The organism is Endozoicomonas montiporae CL-33 (genome assembly GCF_001583435.1).
GTDB classification, from domain to species: Bacteria; Pseudomonadota; Gammaproteobacteria; order Pseudomonadales; family Endozoicomonadaceae; genus Endozoicomonas_A; species Endozoicomonas_A montiporae.
This window is the reverse complement of record NZ_CP013251.1, coordinates 1-19,555: the sequence shown is the minus strand read 5'-3', so window position 1 is coordinate 19,555 and position 19,555 is coordinate 1. Positions and strand designations below refer to the sequence as shown.

The 19,555-nt window shown below is 48.5% G+C and carries 14 protein-coding genes; 9 read left to right on the top strand and 5 right to left on the bottom strand.

Going from position 1 to position 19,555, the window contains the following annotated elements:
* The first annotated feature begins 111 nt into the window (after positions 1-111).
* The 9 genes from fmt to EZMO1_RS00030 all read left to right on the top strand — a co-directional run bounded on the left by fmt (position 112) and on the right by EZMO1_RS00030 (position 12,232).
* Entirely contained in the window at positions 112-1,068 is a 957-nt protein-coding gene (fmt, locus tag EZMO1_RS00070) for a methionyl-tRNA formyltransferase (protein ID WP_034878986.1), read from the top strand.
* Complete coding sequence (rsmB, locus tag EZMO1_RS00065; RefSeq protein WP_034878985.1) at positions 1,068-2,381, top strand: 16S rRNA (cytosine(967)-C(5))-methyltransferase RsmB; 1,314 nt, start codon at positions 1,068-1,070, stop codon at positions 2,379-2,381. The genes fmt and rsmB overlap by 1 nt, the downstream gene beginning before the upstream one ends.
* A 20-nt stretch (positions 2,382-2,401) precedes the next feature.
* A complete protein-coding gene (trkA, locus tag EZMO1_RS00060; protein ID WP_034878984.1) occupies positions 2,402-3,775 on the top strand; it encodes a Trk system potassium transporter TrkA in 1,374 nt (457 codons plus the stop codon).
* Positions 3,776-3,976: 201 nt separating this feature from the next.
* On the top strand, positions 3,977-5,425 hold the full coding sequence (locus EZMO1_RS00055; protein ID WP_034878982.1) for a TrkH family potassium uptake protein: 1,449 nt from the start codon (positions 3,977-3,979) through the stop codon (positions 5,423-5,425).
* Between the two features lie 145 nt (positions 5,426-5,570).
* Positions 5,571-7,538: a hypothetical protein gene (locus EZMO1_RS00050; protein ID WP_034878981.1), complete on the top strand. Its 1,968-nt coding sequence runs from the start codon at positions 5,571-5,573 to the stop codon at positions 7,536-7,538.
* 243 nt (positions 7,539-7,781) lie between these two features.
* Complete coding sequence (gene glyQ / locus EZMO1_RS00045) at positions 7,782-8,735, top strand: glycine--tRNA ligase subunit alpha (RefSeq protein ID WP_051790564.1); 954 nt, start codon at positions 7,782-7,784, stop codon at positions 8,733-8,735.
* Positions 8,735-10,825 carry a glycine--tRNA ligase subunit beta gene (glyS, locus tag EZMO1_RS00040; RefSeq protein WP_034878980.1) on the top strand — a complete coding sequence of 697 codons (2,091 nt, stop codon included), beginning with the start codon at positions 8,735-8,737 and terminating at the stop codon, positions 10,823-10,825. The genes glyQ and glyS overlap by 1 nt, the downstream gene beginning before the upstream one ends.
* 81 nt (positions 10,826-10,906) lie before the next feature.
* Complete coding sequence (gmhB, locus tag EZMO1_RS00035) at positions 10,907-11,455, top strand: D-glycero-beta-D-manno-heptose 1,7-bisphosphate 7-phosphatase (RefSeq protein WP_034878979.1); 549 nt, start codon at positions 10,907-10,909, stop codon at positions 11,453-11,455.
* Positions 11,456-11,497: 42 nt separating this feature from the next.
* Positions 11,498-12,232 (top strand): lysophospholipid acyltransferase family protein, encoded by a 735-nt coding sequence (locus tag EZMO1_RS00030; RefSeq protein ID WP_034878978.1) that lies wholly within the window; start codon positions 11,498-11,500, stop codon positions 12,230-12,232.
* Positions 12,233-12,286: 54 nt separating this feature from the next.
* Here EZMO1_RS00030 and lpcA read toward each other — a convergent pair whose 3' ends face one another.
* The 5 genes from lpcA to dnaA all read right to left on the bottom strand — a co-directional run bounded on the left by lpcA (position 12,287) and on the right by dnaA (position 19,555).
* Positions 12,287-12,865 (bottom strand): D-sedoheptulose 7-phosphate isomerase, encoded by a 579-nt coding sequence (gene lpcA / locus EZMO1_RS00025; protein WP_034878977.1) that lies wholly within the window; start codon positions 12,863-12,865, stop codon positions 12,287-12,289.
* A 125-nt stretch (positions 12,866-12,990) separates the two neighbouring features.
* Entirely contained in the window at positions 12,991-15,405 is a 2,415-nt protein-coding gene (gene gyrB, locus EZMO1_RS00020; protein ID WP_034878976.1) for a DNA topoisomerase (ATP-hydrolyzing) subunit B, read from the bottom strand.
* The gene (recF, locus tag EZMO1_RS00015; protein ID WP_034878974.1) at positions 15,398-16,585 is read right to left on the bottom strand and encodes a DNA replication/repair protein RecF; all 1,188 of its coding nucleotides are present in this window, start codon (positions 16,583-16,585) and stop codon (positions 15,398-15,400) included. The genes gyrB and recF overlap by 8 nt, the downstream gene beginning before the upstream one ends.
* 75 nt (positions 16,586-16,660) lie before the next feature.
* A complete protein-coding gene (gene dnaN, locus EZMO1_RS00010) occupies positions 16,661-17,764 on the bottom strand; it encodes a DNA polymerase III subunit beta (RefSeq protein ID WP_034878973.1) in 1,104 nt (367 codons plus the stop codon).
* A gap of 90 nt (positions 17,765-17,854) precedes the next feature.
* Positions 17,855-19,555: a chromosomal replication initiator protein DnaA gene (gene dnaA / locus EZMO1_RS00005; protein ID WP_034878972.1), complete on the bottom strand. Its 1,701-nt coding sequence runs from the start codon at positions 19,553-19,555 to the stop codon at positions 17,855-17,857.

The window sequence follows — 19,555 nt, the reverse complement described above, 5'->3', positions numbered from 1 at the left end:
GACAAGTAATAGCTGGCTATTGCGTGGAGTTCTGACGCAGAGCCAGTGGTTTGAAATGGCTGCGCAATTCATGTTTAGAAGAGGGAATTGGTATAAGTCCCGAATATCGAAATGAAAAGCCTGAAAATCGTCTTTGCCGGTACGCCGGATTTTGCCAGTGCGCATCTGCAAGCAGTGCTCGATACGCATCATGAAGTCATTGCTGTCTACACTCAGCCTGATCGTCCGGCGGGTCGTGGCCGCAAACTGAAACCAAGCCCGGTAAAAGAGCTGGCCTTGCAGCACAGCATCCCTGTTTATCAGCCTAAAACCCTGCGTGATGAAACTGTCCAGCAAGAACTGGCTGACCTGGGTGCCGATCTGATGATTGTTGTGGCGTATGGTCTGATTTTGCCGCAAGTCGTTCTGGATACCCCAAAGCACGGTTGTATCAACGTTCATGGTTCCATCCTGCCTCGCTGGCGCGGTGCCGCGCCGATTCAACGTGCCATTGCCGCAGGCGATGAAGAGTCCGGTGTGACCATTATGCAAATGGATGCAGGCCTTGATACCGGTAATATGCTGATCAAAGCTTATTGTCCGATCAACACCACTGATACTTCTTCAGATCTGCATGATCGCCTTATTGAAGTGGGCCAACCGGCACTGGTTGAAGCCGTTCATGCGATTGCAGAAGGCACTCTGGAACCAGAAAAGCAGGACGACAACCTGGCCTGCTACGCCCACAAGATGAGCAAGGAAGAAGCACAAATCGACTGGAGCAAAACAGCCGGTGAACTCCACAATTTGGTTCGCGCCTTTAATCCCTGGCCGGTTGCAACCGCCGAATTTGATGGCCTGACGATCAGGGTCTGGGAAGCTGCGGTAGCCCGTGAGGATGTGCAGAGTCATTCTGACAAAGAACCGGGAGCACTTCTCAAAGCCGATAAGGAAGGGCTGGATATTGCCTGCCAACAGGGTATCCTTCGAGTGACCAAAGTACAGCTTCCCGGCAGTAAAGCCATGGCTGTCAGTGATCTGCTAAACAGCAAGAAAGAGCTGTTTACTGTCGGAAAACGGTTCAACTAATGGCCAGACAATCTTCAGTAAGGCTGGCAGCTGCTACGGCTGTCACCCGTGTAGTTTCCGGTGAATCCTTGAGTCAGGTGTTGCCTGACCTGCAGGAAACTCTGCCCAAAAAGGATCAGCCTTTGTTGGCAGAACTCAGTTACGGCACCCTGCGCTACTACTTCCGTCTCAGCGCCTGGCTGAACAAATTGGTGGACAAACCGCTGAAAAAGAAAGAACAGGTGGTTCACAGCCTGATTCTGGTGGGTTTATACCAGTTGTTTTACACCCGCATTCCAGCCCATGCCGCCATCGGTGAAACCGTTCAGGTGACCCGCAGTATGGGTAAAGCCTGGGCGAGGGGATTGGTAAACGGTGTTTTACGCAACGCCCAGCGCAACACCGATGAACTGAACAGCATGGATGTGCCAAACAGCGAAAGTTTCGATGAAACCTGTGCCACTGCTCATCCTGCATGGTTAATCGGAAAGCTGAAAAAAGGCTGGCCTGAACATTGGGAAACCATTCTCACAGCAAATAATAAACAGCCTCCCATGACTATTCGGGTCAATGAAAAGCATCTATCCCGTGACCGTTACCTGAAAAAACTGCTGGACCACTGTATTCAGGCATCGCCATCGTCTGTTGCTCCTCAGGCTATCACCCTGGCAAAACCGGTTTCTGTGGATCTGCTTCCCGGCTTTTCCGAGGGCTGGGTCAGTGTTCAGGATGAATCTGCACAGCTGGCAGGTGTTCTGATCGAGACAAAACCCGGCGACAGGGTTCTGGATGCCTGTTGCGCGCCGGGTGGCAAAACCTGCCACCTGCTCGAACTGAACGACGGTATTGAACTGGATGCTCTGGATGTGGATGAAAAGCGTCTGGCAAGGGTTCAGGAAAATCTCGACCGCATAGGTTTAAACGCTCGTCTTATGCAGGGCGATGGCACCCTGCCTGAACAATGGTGGGACAAACAACTCTATGATCATATCCTGCTGGACGCTCCCTGTTCTGCCACCGGCGTTATACGTCGTCACCCGGATATAAAACTTCTGCGTCAACCAGAAGACATTGATGCTCTGGCAGATCTGCAGCAACGTATTTTCAATACGATGTGGACACTGCTTAAACCGGGCGGCACTCTGTTATACGCTACCTGTTCAGTCATGCCTGCGGAAAACAGCAAACAGGTTGAAGCTTTTCTGAATAATCATCACGATGCTTCCCTGCAACCGATTGAAGCCAGCTGGGGCCATGACACAGGGTTTGGACGACAGATTTTCCCCGGTAGCGGGGATGGATTCTTTTACAGCCTGATACAGAAACAGGCATAGGCAGTCAAGGATACTGATTCATGAAGATTATCATTCTTGGGGCAGGTCAGGTCGGAGGTACTCTCGCTGAGAATCTTGCCAGCGAGGAAAACGACATTACCGTAGTCGATACCAATGCTGAACGACTCCGGGAACTGCAGGACAGAATTGATATTCGCACCATTCAGGGAATGGCCTCTTTCCCTTCCGTGCTCAAGCAGGCCGGGGCCGATGAAGCGGATATGCTGGTTGCTGTCACGAACAGTGATGAGGTTAATATGGTCGCATGCCAGATTGCCTACACCATGTTTCACACACCGTCCAAAATTGCCCGAATCCGTCAGGCAGCCTACCTGAGCAGGGACAACCTGTTTGGCGACGATGCCCTTCCTGTGGATGTACTGATCAGCCCTGAGCAAGTCGTTACCAACTATATAAGGCGCTTGCTAGAGCGTCCGGGCGCGTTGCAGGTTCTGGACTTTGCCGGAGGTCGTGCACAGTTGGTTGCCATGAAAGCCTATTACGGTGGTCCTCTGGTAGGCCAAGAGCTGCGTTATCTGAAAGAGCATATGCCTAACGTCGAAAGCCGTGTCGCTGCCATCTTTCGTCGTGGTCAGGCGATTATGCCCAAGGGAACCACTGTTCTGGAAGCCGACGATGAAGTCTTTTTTATTGCTGACCGCCGCCACATTCGCGATGTAATGAGTGAGATGCAACGTTTGGATGATGACTATAAACGCATCATCATTGCCGGTGGTGGTAATATCGGTTTGCGGCTGGCGCAGTCGGCCGAGAATGACTTCAAGGTTAAAATCATTGAACGCAGCATGTCTCGTTGCCAGTTCCTCTCAGAAACCCTGACCAAAGCCATGGTGTTTAACGGTAACGCTTCCGACAAAGAATTGCTGATTGCTGAAAATATTGAGGAAACCGATGTTTTCTGTGCATTGACCAATGACGACGAAGCTAACGTAATGGCTGCAATGCTCGCCAAACGTCTTGGTGCCCGCAAGGTGATGGCGCTTATTAACAACCCTGCTTACGTCGATCTGGTTCAGGGCGGGGAAATTGATATTGCACTCTCTCCTCAGCTTGCCACTATTGGTAGCCTGCTGAAACATGTCCGAAAAGGCGATGTGGTCAATGTACATTCTTTGCGTCGTGGAGCTGCCGAAGCCATGGAAGCCATTGCCCATGGCGATGAAAGTTCCTCAAAGGTGGTAGGTCGCACTGTCCAGGAAGTTGAGCTGCCTCCGGGAACAACGATTGGAGCGATTGTCCGTAACGATGAAGTGTTGATTGCACACGACACGACACGTATTGAGTCTGGCGACCATATCATTCTGTTTTTGACCAACAAGAAGCGTATCCATGAAGTAGAGCGACTGTTTCAGGTTGGTCTTGGATTCTTTTGATTTGAGCCAAAACAAGAATGCTATATGCGGATTATCCATATAGGACATTAATACTTATTACAACAAAATACCGGCGCATAGATTGCGCCGATTAGGGCATTGAAATATTCAATGCCCTGCGGGTCTGACAACAAGGAATAATGGTAACGAGTTCCTGTCAGACCCTTGCAAGGCAGCAAGACAATTAAAAACAGGGGTTGTATGCAACTTTCAGTCGTCATGCCCGTTCTGGGCTTCCTATTAATGGTATTCAGTCTGTCGAATATTCCGCCCATGATTGTCGGGTTGATTTACGGCGAGGCCGAGATTTCTCTTTTTATCTACACGTTTTTTCTGACCCTGCTGGGCGGTATGTCGATGTGGCTGCCGTACCGCAAGGTTCGGGGGAATATGAAAACCCGGGACGGTTTTGTTATCACGGTCCTGTTCTGGCTGGTACTTGGACTGGTGGGTTCTTTGCCTTTTCTGATGATGGATGCACCCTCATTATCAATAACCGATGCCATTTTTGAATCAATGTCAGGACTGACCACAACCGGGGCGACGATTCTGACCGGGCTGGACGACATGCCTCGTTCAATTCTGTTTTACCGTCAGCAGATTCAATGGTTTGGCGGGATGGGCATCATTGTTCTGGCGGTCGCTATTATGCCTATGCTGGGTATTGGCGGCATGCAGCTGTATCGCACTGAAACGCCAGGCCCTGTTAAAGACTCAAAGCTGACGCCAAGAATCAAGGAAACCGCCAAGGCGCTCTGGACACTCTATGTTGCTCTAACAGTGACTTGTGCCATTGGGTACAAACTCGCCGGTATGGACTGGTTTGACGCGATAAGTCATAGTTTCTCGACCATTGCCATTGGCGGCTTTTCCACACACGATGCCAGTATCGGGTATTTTCAATCGCCTCTGATCAATGCGATGACCACATTCTTTATGTTCTTTGCGGGCATTAACTTTGCGCTGCATTTTTTCGCATGGAGAAACAAAACGGCTTCGCATTATTTCAAAGACTCTGAAGTAAAAGGCTATGTACTGATACTTTCCACGGTCGCCTTAATCACAGTGTTTACACTCTACGCCTCCAACACTTATGGCTTCTGGACCTCTTTCGAGTACGGGCTGTTTGAAGTGGTTTCCATTGCCACAACAACAGGGTATTCAACCACCGGCTTTTCTGTCTGGCCCACCTTTTTACCACTGTTGCTGTTCATTACCAGCTTTGTGGGGGGGTGTGCCGGCTCAACAGCAGGCGGTATGAAAGTGGTTCGAATTATGCTGATTTTTAAACAGGGTGTACGGGAACTGTATCGTCTGGTTCACCCCAATGCGATTCTTACTATCAAACTGGGCGGCCAACCTGTTAATAGCCGAGTCGGTGAAGCCGTGTGGGGATTCTTTGCCACTTATGTTTTCCTGCTGGTCGTGATGTTTTTGCTGTTGATGGCAACGGGGCTGGATATTGTCACCGCCTTTACTACCGTTGCTTCCTGTCTGAACAATCTGGGCCCGGCACTCGGTGATGCGTATTCGAACTATCAGACCCTGCCCGATGCTGCCAAATGGATTCTGACCTTTGCCATGCTGTTGGGACGGCTGGAAATATTTACCCTTCTGGTGTTGTTCACTCCGGTGTTCTGGCGCTACTGACGTTTATCGGCAGCAGTCTTATGCTGCTGCCGCCCTCCAGCCTTTTCTCTTCAACCTCGTGGAATCTAATTTTAATTTTCGCCTAACCGATAAATCTACATAGCTTAGAAAAAACCACCAAATCTCCAATCAGGCGGCTTACAACATGCCCATTGATCATAAGCCGCCATCAGGCAGCACACCTTATTCATCAGAATATCGCCCCTATTCACAGGAAAATCACTACGACAAAAAAAGAAGAAGGACATTTGAAGCTCAGCCTCAACCCCTGAGAAGAGAGCAAGATTTCAAGAAGACACCATTAAAAGCCCGTAATATTCACCCTTCCACTTCCAATCCCAATTCCGCACCCGCACCCACTATCAATGCTAAAGCGGTGGCAAAAGCGAACTATGTACAACAGCTCCGCACAACCTGTGTGCTACAGACACAGGCGAACCTGATCAAACATCTCCCCGCATTAAAAAAACTGGATGAAAACCCGGCAGGCATCATCCCCGCCGACCTCGGCTTTTCCATTTCATACAACGATAAAGGAACCCTGATCAGTGTGGTTCCGCCCGACGAACGCTTAAAAGCGGACCCACAGAAGTACAACGAGATAAAACGCAAGCTGATCAATAAACTGGAGCAAGTGGATAATCAGTACAAAGGCGTTAAAAAGCAGGCTTTGTTTGATGAGGCAACTTCCGCTGAAAAACGCCTGCTCACCTGCGAAGCAACCTTACATGAAACAGGGGCTCCTACACCGGCTGTTGATTACCGGCAGTTTGCGGTTCCTCTTCGTTCCATGATTGCTCCAAAGCCAGATTCTCGACCACCTCACTCATCAGGGACTTCATCCACATCCAGCCACACTCGTGGAGAATTTACACTGGAACAGGAAAGACAAGGAGCAGGTATTCCAACGGATACAAATCGCAGAGGGGGATTTAAGCTGGATGAAGCTGACACCAACAGAGTACGTTTTATCTCTGATGAAGTGGCGAACGACTTAAACAGTCGTTCCGAGTCTTCTCTTCGTTATCTTAGAAAAGCTTATCTTGGCTTCAGAAGAGCAGATGCCAGCTGGTTGCAAAATATTCCAATGAGTATTCAACAAACAGAATTAAACGATTTTGAGCGAATTGCCTATTCGAACAGTCATCATAAGGTCATCAAAAAATTCAGGGTACAGCTGCAACCACGATCAAGCCGGGACTATTTACCCGGTGATGAGATTCTTGTTGTGAAAGACATGACAACCAATCAGCACAAACTGGTCAGAGCGGGTTCGTTTGATGGTGAAGACCTCGGTGGAGGTGGATACCCGGGCTATTCGGAAGTTGGAGCTAAAAGAGCCTTTGCCTACCTGAAAAACAAAGTGGTTGATAACACCATGCCCTATAAGGACCTTCAAGCCGGGAGTGGTGGAAACATAGAAGCTTGGGCCTGCGGCTTTAACTCGCTTCAGGTGGCTATATTCATGGCAACAGGCGTTAAAGTTCCATTTCCAATACTGGTTGATGCGATTGAAGACCAGATTGATATTCAGAGTCCACAACAGCGTAAACGCATCAGACAGGCTTTGTGCAGAAAGCGCTACGGGTTTGGAACGATCATTCTTCAAAGTCTGTTAGGCGATACTGACCGTTACAAGTCACCACCTTTTGCTGATGCCTACAATGGTTACACACTTATTGGTACTGAAGAAGGTTCTCCTACGGAAGAAGGTGACGGTCATCTCTATAATCGCAGTGACACAAAAGTCATTTCACGTAGTGAAATTGAAAATCACGATTTTAATAAAGCCAGTTCGGTTATTGTCGGGCAGGGTGCTTATGCTTATGGCGTTTTCAGACAACAATTAGATAACGGACGTTACCAGTATGTTGTCTATGACCCTCACAATTTTGCTTACGAAACGGACTTTTTTACTGACCCTGGCAAAGGTGGATTGAAAACCTTTAATTCAAAGCATGAGGCCTTTGACTATATATCCAGGCGAAAGAGCGGCAGAAACGCGGCTGGAGAATTCGATGGTTTTTACAAATTCCCTGATATCATTCTTCAGGATCTCCAGAAAAAGATTCTAAAATCCAAAGGCAACTGGGAACGACGAGCTATTGATTAAGTGGTTCTGCTTCAAGGTAAGCAGAGCTCCCGATGACCTTATCCACATCAATTAACATCTTATCCACAACCTTATACTCTGCGGCATAAACCGGTATAATCCGCCCCTATTTGCGATAATTCATCCCCACTTTCCGGCTCACCGGAATCATGCCCTCCAGTGTTTTCACACTGAATATTTCGCAATTTCGAACAGGGCATCCAGGGACAATACACCGTATTCAAGCCTCCATGAGGTAGTAAAGTGACTGCTCAAAGCACGCCTGACATCAAAACATTCCAGGGCCTAATCCTTGCCCTGCAGCAATTCTGGGCCAAACAGGGTTGCGTCATTCAGCAACCACTGGATATGGAAGTGGGGGCAGGCACCTTCCACCCGGCGACTTTCCTGCGTGCCATCGGCCCGGAAAACTGGAATGCCGCTTACGTTCAACCAAGCCGCCGCCCGACTGACGGCCGCTATGGTGAAAACCCGAACCGCCTGCAGCACTACTATCAGTTCCAGGTCGTCATGAAGCCTTCTCCGGCCAATATTCAGGAGTTGTATCTGGACTCTTTGCGTGAGCTGGGCATTGACCCTCTGGTTCACGATATTCGTTTTGTCGAAGACAACTGGGAATCCCCGACTCTGGGCGCCTGGGGTCTGGGCTGGGAAGTCTGGATGAACGGCATGGAAGTGACCCAGTTCACTTACTTCCAGCAAGTCGGTGGCATTGAGTGCTTCCCGGTAACCGGCGAAATCACCTACGGTCTGGAACGTTTGGCCATGTACATTCAGGATGTGGATAACGTTTACGATCTGGTCTGGACAGAAGGCCCTCAGGGTGTTGTCACTTACGGTGATGTGTTCCTGCAGCAGGAAGTGGAAATGTCCACGTTCAACTTCGAACACGCCGACACCAAAGAACTGTTCCATCAGTTCAACTTCTTCGAAAGCGAGTCCGCCCGTCTGGTTGAACTGAGTCTGCCTCTGCCTGCTTACGAATACGTTCTGAAAGCATCTCACACCTTCAACCTGCTGGACGCCCGTCACGCAATTTCTGTGACCGAGCGCCAGCGTTACATCCTGCGTGTTCGTACTCTGGCTCGCGCTGTAGCCAAGGCTTACTTCGACGCTCGTCACAAGCTGGGCTTCCCGATGGCCAGTGACGAGATTAGAGAAGAAACACTGAAACAACTGGCTCAGGAGGAAAAGTAATGAGTAAACAAGATTTCCTGGTTGAGCTGGGTACTGAAGAACTGCCGCCAAAAGCGCTCAAGAAACTGTCTGATGCGTTTACCAATGACATCATCGACGGTCTGAAAGACGCTCAGCTGTCTTTCGAAGGTTTTGAATCTTTCGCTGCACCACGTCGTCTGGCACTGCTGGTTAAAGGTCTGGAAACCGCTCAGCCGGATCAGAATCTGGAACGTCGTGGTCCTGCTGTAAAAGCAGCATTCGATGCAGACGGTAACCCGACTCGTGCCGCTGAAGGTTTTGCCCGTTCCAACGGTGTTACCGTTGATCAACTGGAACAGCTGGAAACACCTAAAGGTGCATGGCTGGTTTTCCGTGCTGTTCAGCCAGGTCTGCAGACCAGCGAACTGCTGCCTGAAATCGTTTCAAAATCCCTTAACGCGTTGCCAATTCCTAAGCGTATGCGCTGGGGTGCAAGCCGTGCAGAATTTGTTCGCCCGGTTCACTGGCTGGTGATGTTAATGGGTTCTGAAGTGGTTGATTGCGAAATCCTTGGCCTTAAAAGTGGTAACACCACAAAAGGTCATCGTTTCCATGCCAATAAAGAACTGACCATCACGGCGGCGGCTGATTATCAAAACCTGCTGCTGGAAGAGGGTAAAGTCGTTGCCGAGTTTGCAGCACGTCGTGACACCATCAAAACCAAAGTCAATGAAGTCGCGGCAGCCGCTGGCGGTAATGCGGTTATTGATGAAGACCTGCTGGATGAAGTAGCCGCTCTGAACGAATGGCCGGTACCTCTGTCCGGTCAGTTCGATAAAAAATTCCTGGAAGTCCCTGCCGAAGCCCTGATCTCTTCCATGAAAGAGCATCAGAAATACTTCCACATGGTGGATGCAGAAGGCAAGCTGATGCCTTACTTCATCACCGTTTCCAACATTGAAAGTAAAGATCCGACTCAGGTTGTGGAAGGTAACGAGAAGGTTATCCGCCCTCGTCTGGCTGACGCCAAGTTCTTCTTTGATACCGATAAGAAGACTACGCTGGAAGCCCGCCGTGAAAACCTGAAACCTGTCGTATTCCAGCAGCAGCTTGGTTCTGTTTACGACAAAACCGATCGTATTGCCCGCCTCGCAGCGTTCATCGCTGAACAGGAAGGTGGACAGGCTGATCTGGCCAAGCGTGCCGGTGAACTGTGCAAGTCTGACCTGAACTCTGAAATGGTTCTGGAATTCCCGGAACTGCAGGGCATTATGGGTCAGTACTACGGTGCCTTTGAAGGTGAAGCGGAAGAAGTCTGCGCAGCACTGAACGAACAGTACATGCCTCGCTTTTCAGGCGACGAGCTGCCTTCCAACCTGACCGGTTGCGCTGTAGCGATTGCCGACAAGATCGATACCATCGCCGGTATCTTCGGCATAAAGCAGCCACCTTCAGGTAGCAAAGACCCGTTTGCACTCCGTCGTGCGACTCTGGGCGTTCTGCGTATCATCGTTGAGAAAAAGCTGGATCTGGATCTGCGTGATCTGATCAATCACTCCATCGAAGGTTACAAGGCTCAGGGGGTTGAGCTGCCTGCCGGTGAAGGTCTGACCGACACCGTAGTTAAATTCATGCTGGAACGTTTCCGTGCCTGGTATCAGGACGAAAACATTCCTGCGGAAGTGTTCCTGTCCGTTATGGCTCTGAAACCTTCCCAGCCGTTCGACTTCAACCAGCGTGTTAAAGCCGTTCATGCCTTTAGTCAGCTGGCTGAAGCTGACGCTCTGTCTGCTGCCAACAAGCGTGTTTCCAACATCATGGCCAAAGCGGGCGATCTGGTGATTCCGGATTCCGTAGATGCCGGCCTGATGAGCGAAGAAGCCGAGAAGACTCTGGCTACCGCTCTGGCAGACAAGAAAGAAGAAGTTCAGCCTGCGCTGGAACAGCGTCAGTACAGTCAGGCAATGGAAAGTCTGGCACCACTGAAGGATGTTGTTGATAACTTTTTCGACAAGGTTCTGGTCAATGCAGAAGATGAAGCGGTTCGTCTGAACCGTTACGCTCTGTTGAAGCAACTTCGTAGCCTGTTCCTGCACGTTGCCGATATTTCGTTGTTACAGAAGTCCTGATGAACAGCAAAAGAGCGGCAACAGCCGCTCTTTTTTTAGGTATTATAAACGCCCAGCAGGATTGGTAGAGCTACTTACCCCATGACCAGACTTATTATTCTTGATCGCGACGGAGTGATTAACGAAGACTCCGACGATTACATTCGAAGTGTTGATGAATGGATTCCGGTGCCTGGCAGTATCGAAGCTATTGCCAGAATGAGTAAAGCCGGTTTCACCATCGCCGTTGCAACCAATCAGTCTGGAATTGGTAGAGGGTATTACCCACTATCAGAATTATTTGCCATGCACGATAAAATGAACCGTCTGGTTCAGGCACAGGGTGGGCATATAGCTTGCATTAAATACTGTCCTCACACACCCGATGAAGGCTGCCAGTGCAGAAAACCTGAAACCGGCCTGGTGGAACAGATAGAACTTGATCTTAACCTGTCTGCCAGCGGTGCGTGGTTTGTGGGAGATTCATTAAAGGACCTTCAGTGTGCTGAAAGAAAACATTGCCAGCCAGTTCTGGTTAAAACCGGCAAAGGAAAGAGAACTCTGGCAAAAGGGGAAGAACTGGATGATGTACCGGTTTTTGAATCACTGGCTGAGTTTGCAGACCACTTATTAACCCTACCCCTAACCTAACCCGTCTGACAATCAGCATGACAACATAGAAAAAGGTATTAAATGTCCGCTGTCGTATATAGTTTAAGAACAATTCTACTTTATCTGGCCCTGACTGTATGGACAGTTGGCTGGTCGTCATTCATGTTGATTGGTTTGCCATTGGCTCCTTTCAGAAAAAGACATGCTCTGGTAAAAATCTGGGCACATGTCACCATTGGTCTGACACGCTGGATTGCCGGAGTTAAATGGGAAGTTAAAGGCAGGGAAAATATCCCGGAGAACCCCTGCGTTATTGTCAGTAACCACCAGAGTTCGTGGGAAACCTTCTTCCTGCAAACACTGTTTACTCCTCAAACTCAGGTAGTAAAAAAGTCACTTTTAAATATTCCTTTTTTTGGTTGGGCCTTCAGGTTGACCAAGCCTATTGCCATAGACCGGGATGACCCAAGGCGATCCCTGCAACAGATTGTTGAACAGGGTAAGCGGGCTTTGGAAGACAATGTCTGGGTTTTAATTTTCCCCGAAGGTACACGGATTCCTAATGGTCAGCTGGGAAAATTTTCAAGAGGGGGGATAAATCTGGCTCGCAAGACTGATAAGAATATTCTTCCCATTGCTCATAATGCGGGCAGCTGCTGGCCAAATACTTCGTGGATAAAGCGTCCTGGAACGATTACCGTACACATCGGTAATGAAATTAAGCCCGAAGGGAAAACACCTGCCCAGCTAAATGAAGAATCCAGATTGTGGATAGAAGGCGCACTTAAAGAAATGAATAATAGCGATGTAGCCTGATTGTAAAATGCGGTTTCTTGTTCATTATAAGAAGCCGCATTTTACTCTAAATACTTATTCCGCCATGTGCTTTTCAATCAACTGAATCATGATGTGAATCGCTTTAATATGGACTTCCTGAATTCGATCTGCATAACCAAAATGCGGCACACGAATTTCAACATCAGCCATACCCGCCATCTTGCCACCATCTTTACCACTCAACAGAACGACTTTCATTCCTTTTTTTCTTGCCGCTTCTATGGCGGTAATAATGTTCCCGGAGTTTCCGCTGGTACTGATTCCCAATAGAACATCGCCTTCAAAGCCAACGCCTTCGATATAGCGTGAAAATACATGGTCATAGCCATAGTCATTGGAGACACAGGAGAGGTGACTGACATCAGAAATGGCTATGGCAGGATAGGATGGACGATTATCCCGGTAGCGTCCTGTTAACTCTTCAGCAAAGTGCATGGCATCACAATGAGAACCACCGTTACCGCAAGAGATTACTTTTCCTCGCGTCTTAAATGAGTCAGCAATTAATTTAGCTGCATCATTGATTGCATTAATGCAGTTTTCATCGTTCAGGAAACGATCCAACACCTGTTGTGCTTCTTCAAGTTCTTGTCGAATAAGTGACTGGTACATAGCGATTCCTGCTGTCAGAGGTAAAATGAGTAGCCGTTGTATGAACAGGCAGTATACAAAAAAAGCCGGAGACTCTTTCCAGTCTCCGGCTTTACAGCCTTTATGGCAATCAGCTTTGCAGTAGATTACACGTCAAGGTTTGCCACACGGAGCGCATTGGTCTCAATAAAGTCACGACGTGGTTCAACCTGATCCCCCATCAGGGTGTTAAAGATCTGGTCAGCCGCGATGGCATCTTCAATGGTCACACGCAGCATTCGGCGCACATCCGGATCCATAGTGGTTTCCCAGAGCTGTTCCGGATTCATCTCCCCCAGCCCCTTATAACGCTGAATACCAACACGCTTTGTAGATTCAGTCATCAACCACTCCAAACCTTCTTCGAAAGAGGTTGTCTCTTTCTTACGCTCACCTTTCTGGAAAAAGGCGGTCTCTTCCAGAAGCCCTTGCAGCTGCTTACCCAGTTTCACAATGGCTCGATAATCACCGGAAGTGAAGAAATCGGTTCTCCAAGTGTATTCAGTGGGAATGCCATGAGCCAGAATAGTCACCTTCGGCAACCAGGCATGGTGTTCACGATCTTCAATACATTCAAAGGTAATGGTTCGACCTGCCAGATCAATCTGCTGAACACGCTCATTCAGTTTTTCAGTCCAGTCCTTCATAAAGGCTTCATTACCGAGGCTGGCTTCTTCCACCTCAGGCATGTAGATCAGCTCCTTCATGATATCCATCGGATACAGGCGGGACAGGCGTTCAATACCAGCAATCACCTGACGATACTCTTTGACCAGATTTTCCAACGGCTCATCACTGATACCCGGCGCATTTTCATTGACGTGCATGCTGGCATTTTCTAACGCAGCCTGAGTCAGATATTCACTGAGTGCAGCCTCATCTTTCAGGTACTGTTCCTGTTTGCCACGCTTGATTTTATACAGTGGAGGCTGAGCGATATAGACATAACCGTTTTCGATCAGCTCCGGCATCTGACGGAAGAAGAAAGTCAGTAGCAACGTCCGGATGTGAGAACCGTCCACATCCGCATCGGTCATGATAATAATGTTGTGATAGCGCAGCTTTTCGATATTGAATTCAGATCGCCCAATACCACAGCCCATCGCTGTAATCAGAGTGCCCACTTCAGCTGAAGACAGCATCTTATCAAAACGCGCTTTCTCGACGTTCAGGATCTTACCTTTCAGTGGCAGAATCGCCTGAGTCTTGCGGTTACGTCCCTGCTTGGCAGAACCGCCAGCAGAGTCACCCTCCACAATGTACAGTTCAGACAGCGCCGGGTCTTTTTCCTGACAGTCCGCCAGTTTCCCCGGAAGGCCTGCAATGTCCAAAGCACCTTTTCTGCGAGTCATTTCACGAGCTTTACGGGCTGCTTCACGGGCTCGAGCAGCATCCAGCATTTTGTTAACAACCGCTTTGGATTCTTGAGGGTTTTCCAGCAGGTAGTCAGAAAAATACTTGCTCATTTCCTGCTCTACTGCCGTTTTCACCTCGGAAGAAACAAGTTTATCCTTGGTCTGGGAAGAGAATTTCGGATCCGGCACTTTGACCGAAATAATAGCAGTCAAACCTTCTCTGGCATCGTCACCCGATGTGCTTACTTTCTGCTTTTTGGCAAAGCCTTCCCGCTCGATGTAACCATTCAAACTGCGTGTCAATGCTGCACGGAAACCGGCAAGGTGCGTACCACCATCACGCTGGGGAATGTTGTTGGTAAAGCAGTAGATGCTTTCCTGAAAGCCATCATTCCACTGAAGTGCCACTTCAACACCAGTACCGTCTTCACGGTTGATATTAAAATGAAATACCTTATTGATATTGGTCTTATTGGTATTCAGATACTCAACAAACGCACTTAGTCCACCTTCATAGCGAAAGTCGTCTTCTTTGCCTGTTCTCTCGTCAACCAGCTTGATATAAACACCGGAGTTCAGGAATGACAATTCACGCAGACGCTTGGCAAGGATATCGTAACTGAACTGTATATTGTTGAAGGTTTCTTCTGACGGAATAAAGTGAATTTCTGTACCACTGGTCTCCGTCTCACCAATCACCTTCATCGGTTCTTGTGGAACACCATGCACATACATCTGATGGTGAACTTGTCCACCTCGACGAATAGTCATTCTCAGTTCTTTAGACAAGGCGTTTACAACCGAAACACCTACACCGTGCAGACCGCCAGACACTTTATAAGTATTGTCGTCAAACTTACCACCGGCATGGAGTACCGTCATGATGACTTCAGCAGCTGATACACCTTCTTCTTCATGGATATCAACCGGAATGCCTCGACCATTATCCTTTACAGTAATGGATTCATCCGGGTGAATAATGACTGTAATCTGGTCACAGTAGCCTGCCAGAGCCTCATCAATTGAATTATCAACTACCTCAAACACCATATGGTGCAGACCGGTTCCGTCATCGGTGTCACCAATATACATACCAGGGCGCTTACGAACGGCATCCAGACCTTTCAGCACCTTAATATTGGACGCATCGTAGTTTTGTTCACTCATGCTCTATCTCCAACGATTCAGCCTGGCGAATCTCACGCCCAGGATAGATCTGTTCATTAGCCTCCAGTCGTCCCTGTTTCACGTGAAACACTTTGACATAGACTTCAGGCAACCAGCAATCAGCCAGTGCAGATTGCTCGACACAGGTGATAAACACCTGGGTTTTCATATTTTGTAGAATTGCACACAGGGCTTTTCTGTGCGGAGCATCCAGCTCCGACGGCAGATCATCCACCAGAAAAACACATTGCTTGCCGGTTTTTCGATAGAACAACATCCCTTGTGCCAACTTTAATGCACAAACAACCAGCTTTAGCTGTCCACGCGACAGTGTATCGATAGCATTAGTGCCATCAATTCTCACACGAATATCAGCTCGCTGAGGGCCAGACTGTGAATATCCTGACTGTATATCTTTTTCAAGACTTTCTGCCAGCACCTCACTAAAAGAGCGCTCTTTATCCCAACCACGATAATACTTGAGACTTATACCCGAAAGCTCTGTGAGTTGACTCAGTACTTCATGAAAGACTGGTTTAAGTTGCTCAAAGTATTCATCTCGTAATTGATGTACAGCCTCAGAAGCCTTCACCAGTTCTGAATTCCAAACCTGAAGTTCTGAGCTAATTTGAGCAATGGTAGAACGATTTATAGAACTGGACATTCTACCATGGCGAAGCAAACTGTTCCGCTGTTTGAGTGCCTTCTGCAGGCGCTTCCAAAGAGGAATAAAATCACGTTGTTTCACGTGAAACACACCCCAGTCCAAAAACTGCCTGCGATCTTTAGGAGAACCCTCAAGTAAACGAAAAGTATCAGGATTGATGAGTTGTAACGGCAAGTGCTGAGCCAGCGCAGAAGTCGATCTCAGATTTTCACCTGAAACCCTTATCTGGAAGTTCTCATCCTGCAAAGCACGAGACACACCGACATTCAACACAGCGCTGCCAGAATGACGAACCTGACCAAACACAGTGCATTTTTGCTGGTCTTTGCGAATAACAGGCTTTACCCGGTTGCTGCGAAATGAACGTGCAAGACCTAATAAATGAATAGCTTCAAGAACACTGGTCTTACCACTGCCGTTCAGGCCATAAAGAATATTTATAAAAGGAGAGGGCTCGATGGTTAAGGCTTCCAGATTCCGGATATCCTTAACCATCAATTTATGAATGGTCATGCACAACCCTCAGTAGAAAACAGCGACTCGTCAACGATTGTCGTTAGTTGAGAATTGTGCATCTTCATAAATGAATTACAGTCGCATCGGCATGACAACGTAAGTGGAGTCACCACCTTCTGACTCTTCCAGTAGTGCACTGCTATTGGGGTCAGAAAGAGTAATTTTCACTGAATCGCCGGAAATGACAGACAGTACGTCCAGCAGATAACTCACGTTGAAACCAATTTCAATCGCATCGCCATGATAACTCAGACTAAGTTCTTCTTCGGCTTCTTCCTGCTCCGGGTTATTAGCCATTACCTTTAGCAGACCATCATTCAAGATCAGGCGAATGCCACGGTATTTCTCGTTGGAAAGAATAGAGGCTCGCTGAAAAGCCTGACGTAGCTGTTGACGGTCACCAACTACAATCTTATCGCCGCCACGAGGAACTACGCGATCATAATCCGGGAACTTGCCATCGACCAGCTTGGAAGTGAAGATAAAATCACCAGTCCTGACACGAATATGATTTGCCCCCAAAGAGACATGAACCATCTCGTCACCTTCTGTGAGCAGACGAGCCATTTCCAGAATACCTTTACGGGGCACAATAACCTGATGCCGGTCCTGCTGATTAATATCGGCATCCACAGCACACATAGCCAGACGATGACCATCTGTTGCTACTGCCCGCAAGCGGTTCTGACTAACTTCAAGCAGCATACCGTTCAGATAATAACGAACATCTTGCTGAGCCATCGCGAAGGCTGTTCGATCAATAAGGCGACGCAGACGGGTCTGACCAATGGTAAAGGTCATAGAGCCCGCTTCTTCTTCAATACTCGGGAACTCATTGGCTGGCAGAGTTGAAAGCGTGAAGCGTGAGCGTCCGGCACGCACCTTAACCCTTTGATCATCCTGAGAAAATTCAATCATGGCATTCTCAGGAAGAGACTTACAGATATCCATCAGTTTACGTGCTGGAACAGTTATCTCGCCGCCTTCAGTGACATCATCCAGAGAAACGCGGCCAACCAGTTCCACTTCCAGGTCTGTACCTGTCAGGGAGAGTTGATCACCGTCCACCACCATCAGGACGTTAGACAAAACTGGTAGTGTCTGCCTGCGCTCTACAACGCCCGCCACCAGTTGCAGTGGCTTCAGCAATGCTTCCCGATTAATGGTAAATTTCATCGCTTTCCTTTCTCTTGCTAGCTGGAAAAGAGCTGAGACTCTTCTCTCAAATTCAATAAAATCTGTGGAGATGCTGTCACACCAGAGTCATTAACTGGTCAGTGATCTCAACAGGTTCTTGTAGTCATCCCGGATCTCACTATCTGTACCCGTCAACTCTTTTACCTTGCGACAGGCATGCAGCACCGTAGTATGATCTCGACCGCCGTAGGCATCGCCAATTTCCGGCAGACTGTGACTGGTTAATTCCTTGGACAGTGCCATGGCTATCTGGCGAGGCCGGGCCACAGAACGACTGCGTCGTTTGGATAAGATATCAGCGACTTTGATTTTGTAATACTCTGCCACTGTTCTCTGAATATTATCTATAGAGACCTGCTTATCCTGCAAGGCTAAAAGATCTTTCAGGGATTCCCTGATCAGGTCTATATCAATGCTGCGCCCCATAAAGTGCGCACTGGCTATTACGCGTTTGAGAGCCCCTTCCAGCTCACGTACATTGGAACGTATTCGCTGGGCAATAAAGAAGGCCGCTTCATGGGGCAAGTCAACCCGATGCTGCTCCGCCTTTTTCATCAAAATAGCCACCCGGGTTTCCAGCTCCGGAGGTTCAACCGCTACAGTAAGACCCCAACCAAAACGCGACTTTAATCGCTCTTCGACACCACTGATCTCTTTGGGATAACGATCACAGGTCAGGATCATCTGTTGCCCGCCTTCCAGCAATGCGTTAAAAGTATGGAAGAACTCTTCCTGTGACCGTTCTTTACCCGCAAAAAATTGGATATCATCAATCAACAGTGCATCTACTGACCGATAGTAGCGCTTAAAGTCATTAATAGCATTAAGCTGAAGGGCTTTTACCATATCTGCAACAAACCGCTCGGAATGCAGATAAACCACTCTGGCATTGGGGTTTTGTTTCACCAGAGAGTTACCTACAGCATGCATCAGGTGTGTTTTACCCAAACCAACACCACCATATAGAAACAGGGGGTTATATGCTGCTCCGGGATTCTCAGCCACCTGACGGGAAGCCGCCAGTGCCAGCTGGTTAGACTTACCCTCGACAAACGTTTCGAAGGTAAATTGGGTATTCAATGAGCTGTTGTGCTTGATGGAGCCTTCAACCTCAACCTGACGAGTCGGGGTAATTATTTCTCTGGAAGGGTCCGGTTCATCCGTTGCAAGCCTGGTTTCTTTAAGGGGATCTTTAAGAGGGTTTACTTTTCGTTGCTTTGTAACGACAGGTTCATCAGCCACTGGCTGGTCAACAGCCAGTGATTCCTGCCTCAACAGAGGCTCTGATTCCCTGTTTAATTCCAGATTATCCACCAGCTTTTCAGTGACAATCCGCTCCTGCAGCTGCTTTTCGGCTGCAGGATTCTGAATAGGATTAAGCAAGGCAGGCTTTGAAGCCGCCGCAGGTGTCGGGGGTTCCTGAACAGGTGCAACTGAACGCTGAGCAAACTGAGTAGAGAAAGATGGAGAACTGCTGGCAGGCGTTGAAGTTCTGCTACCAGAACGTCGGCTCAGAGACTGTGGCCGACGATTGGACACTGCCAGGGCAACAGCAGGAGGCTGCCCGTCTGTCAATTCATCAAGAATCTCCTCGACTCTTGGTAAAAACTTCTCTTTTACCCAGTCCGAGACAAACCGGTTAGGAGCCAGCAAGCATAAGTCGTGCTCATCACCCATCACTTTTAGTGGACGAATCCATGTATTGAACTGCTGGGATGACAGCTCATCCTGAAGAAGATCTATGCATTTTTGCCAGAGCTCAAGGGGCAC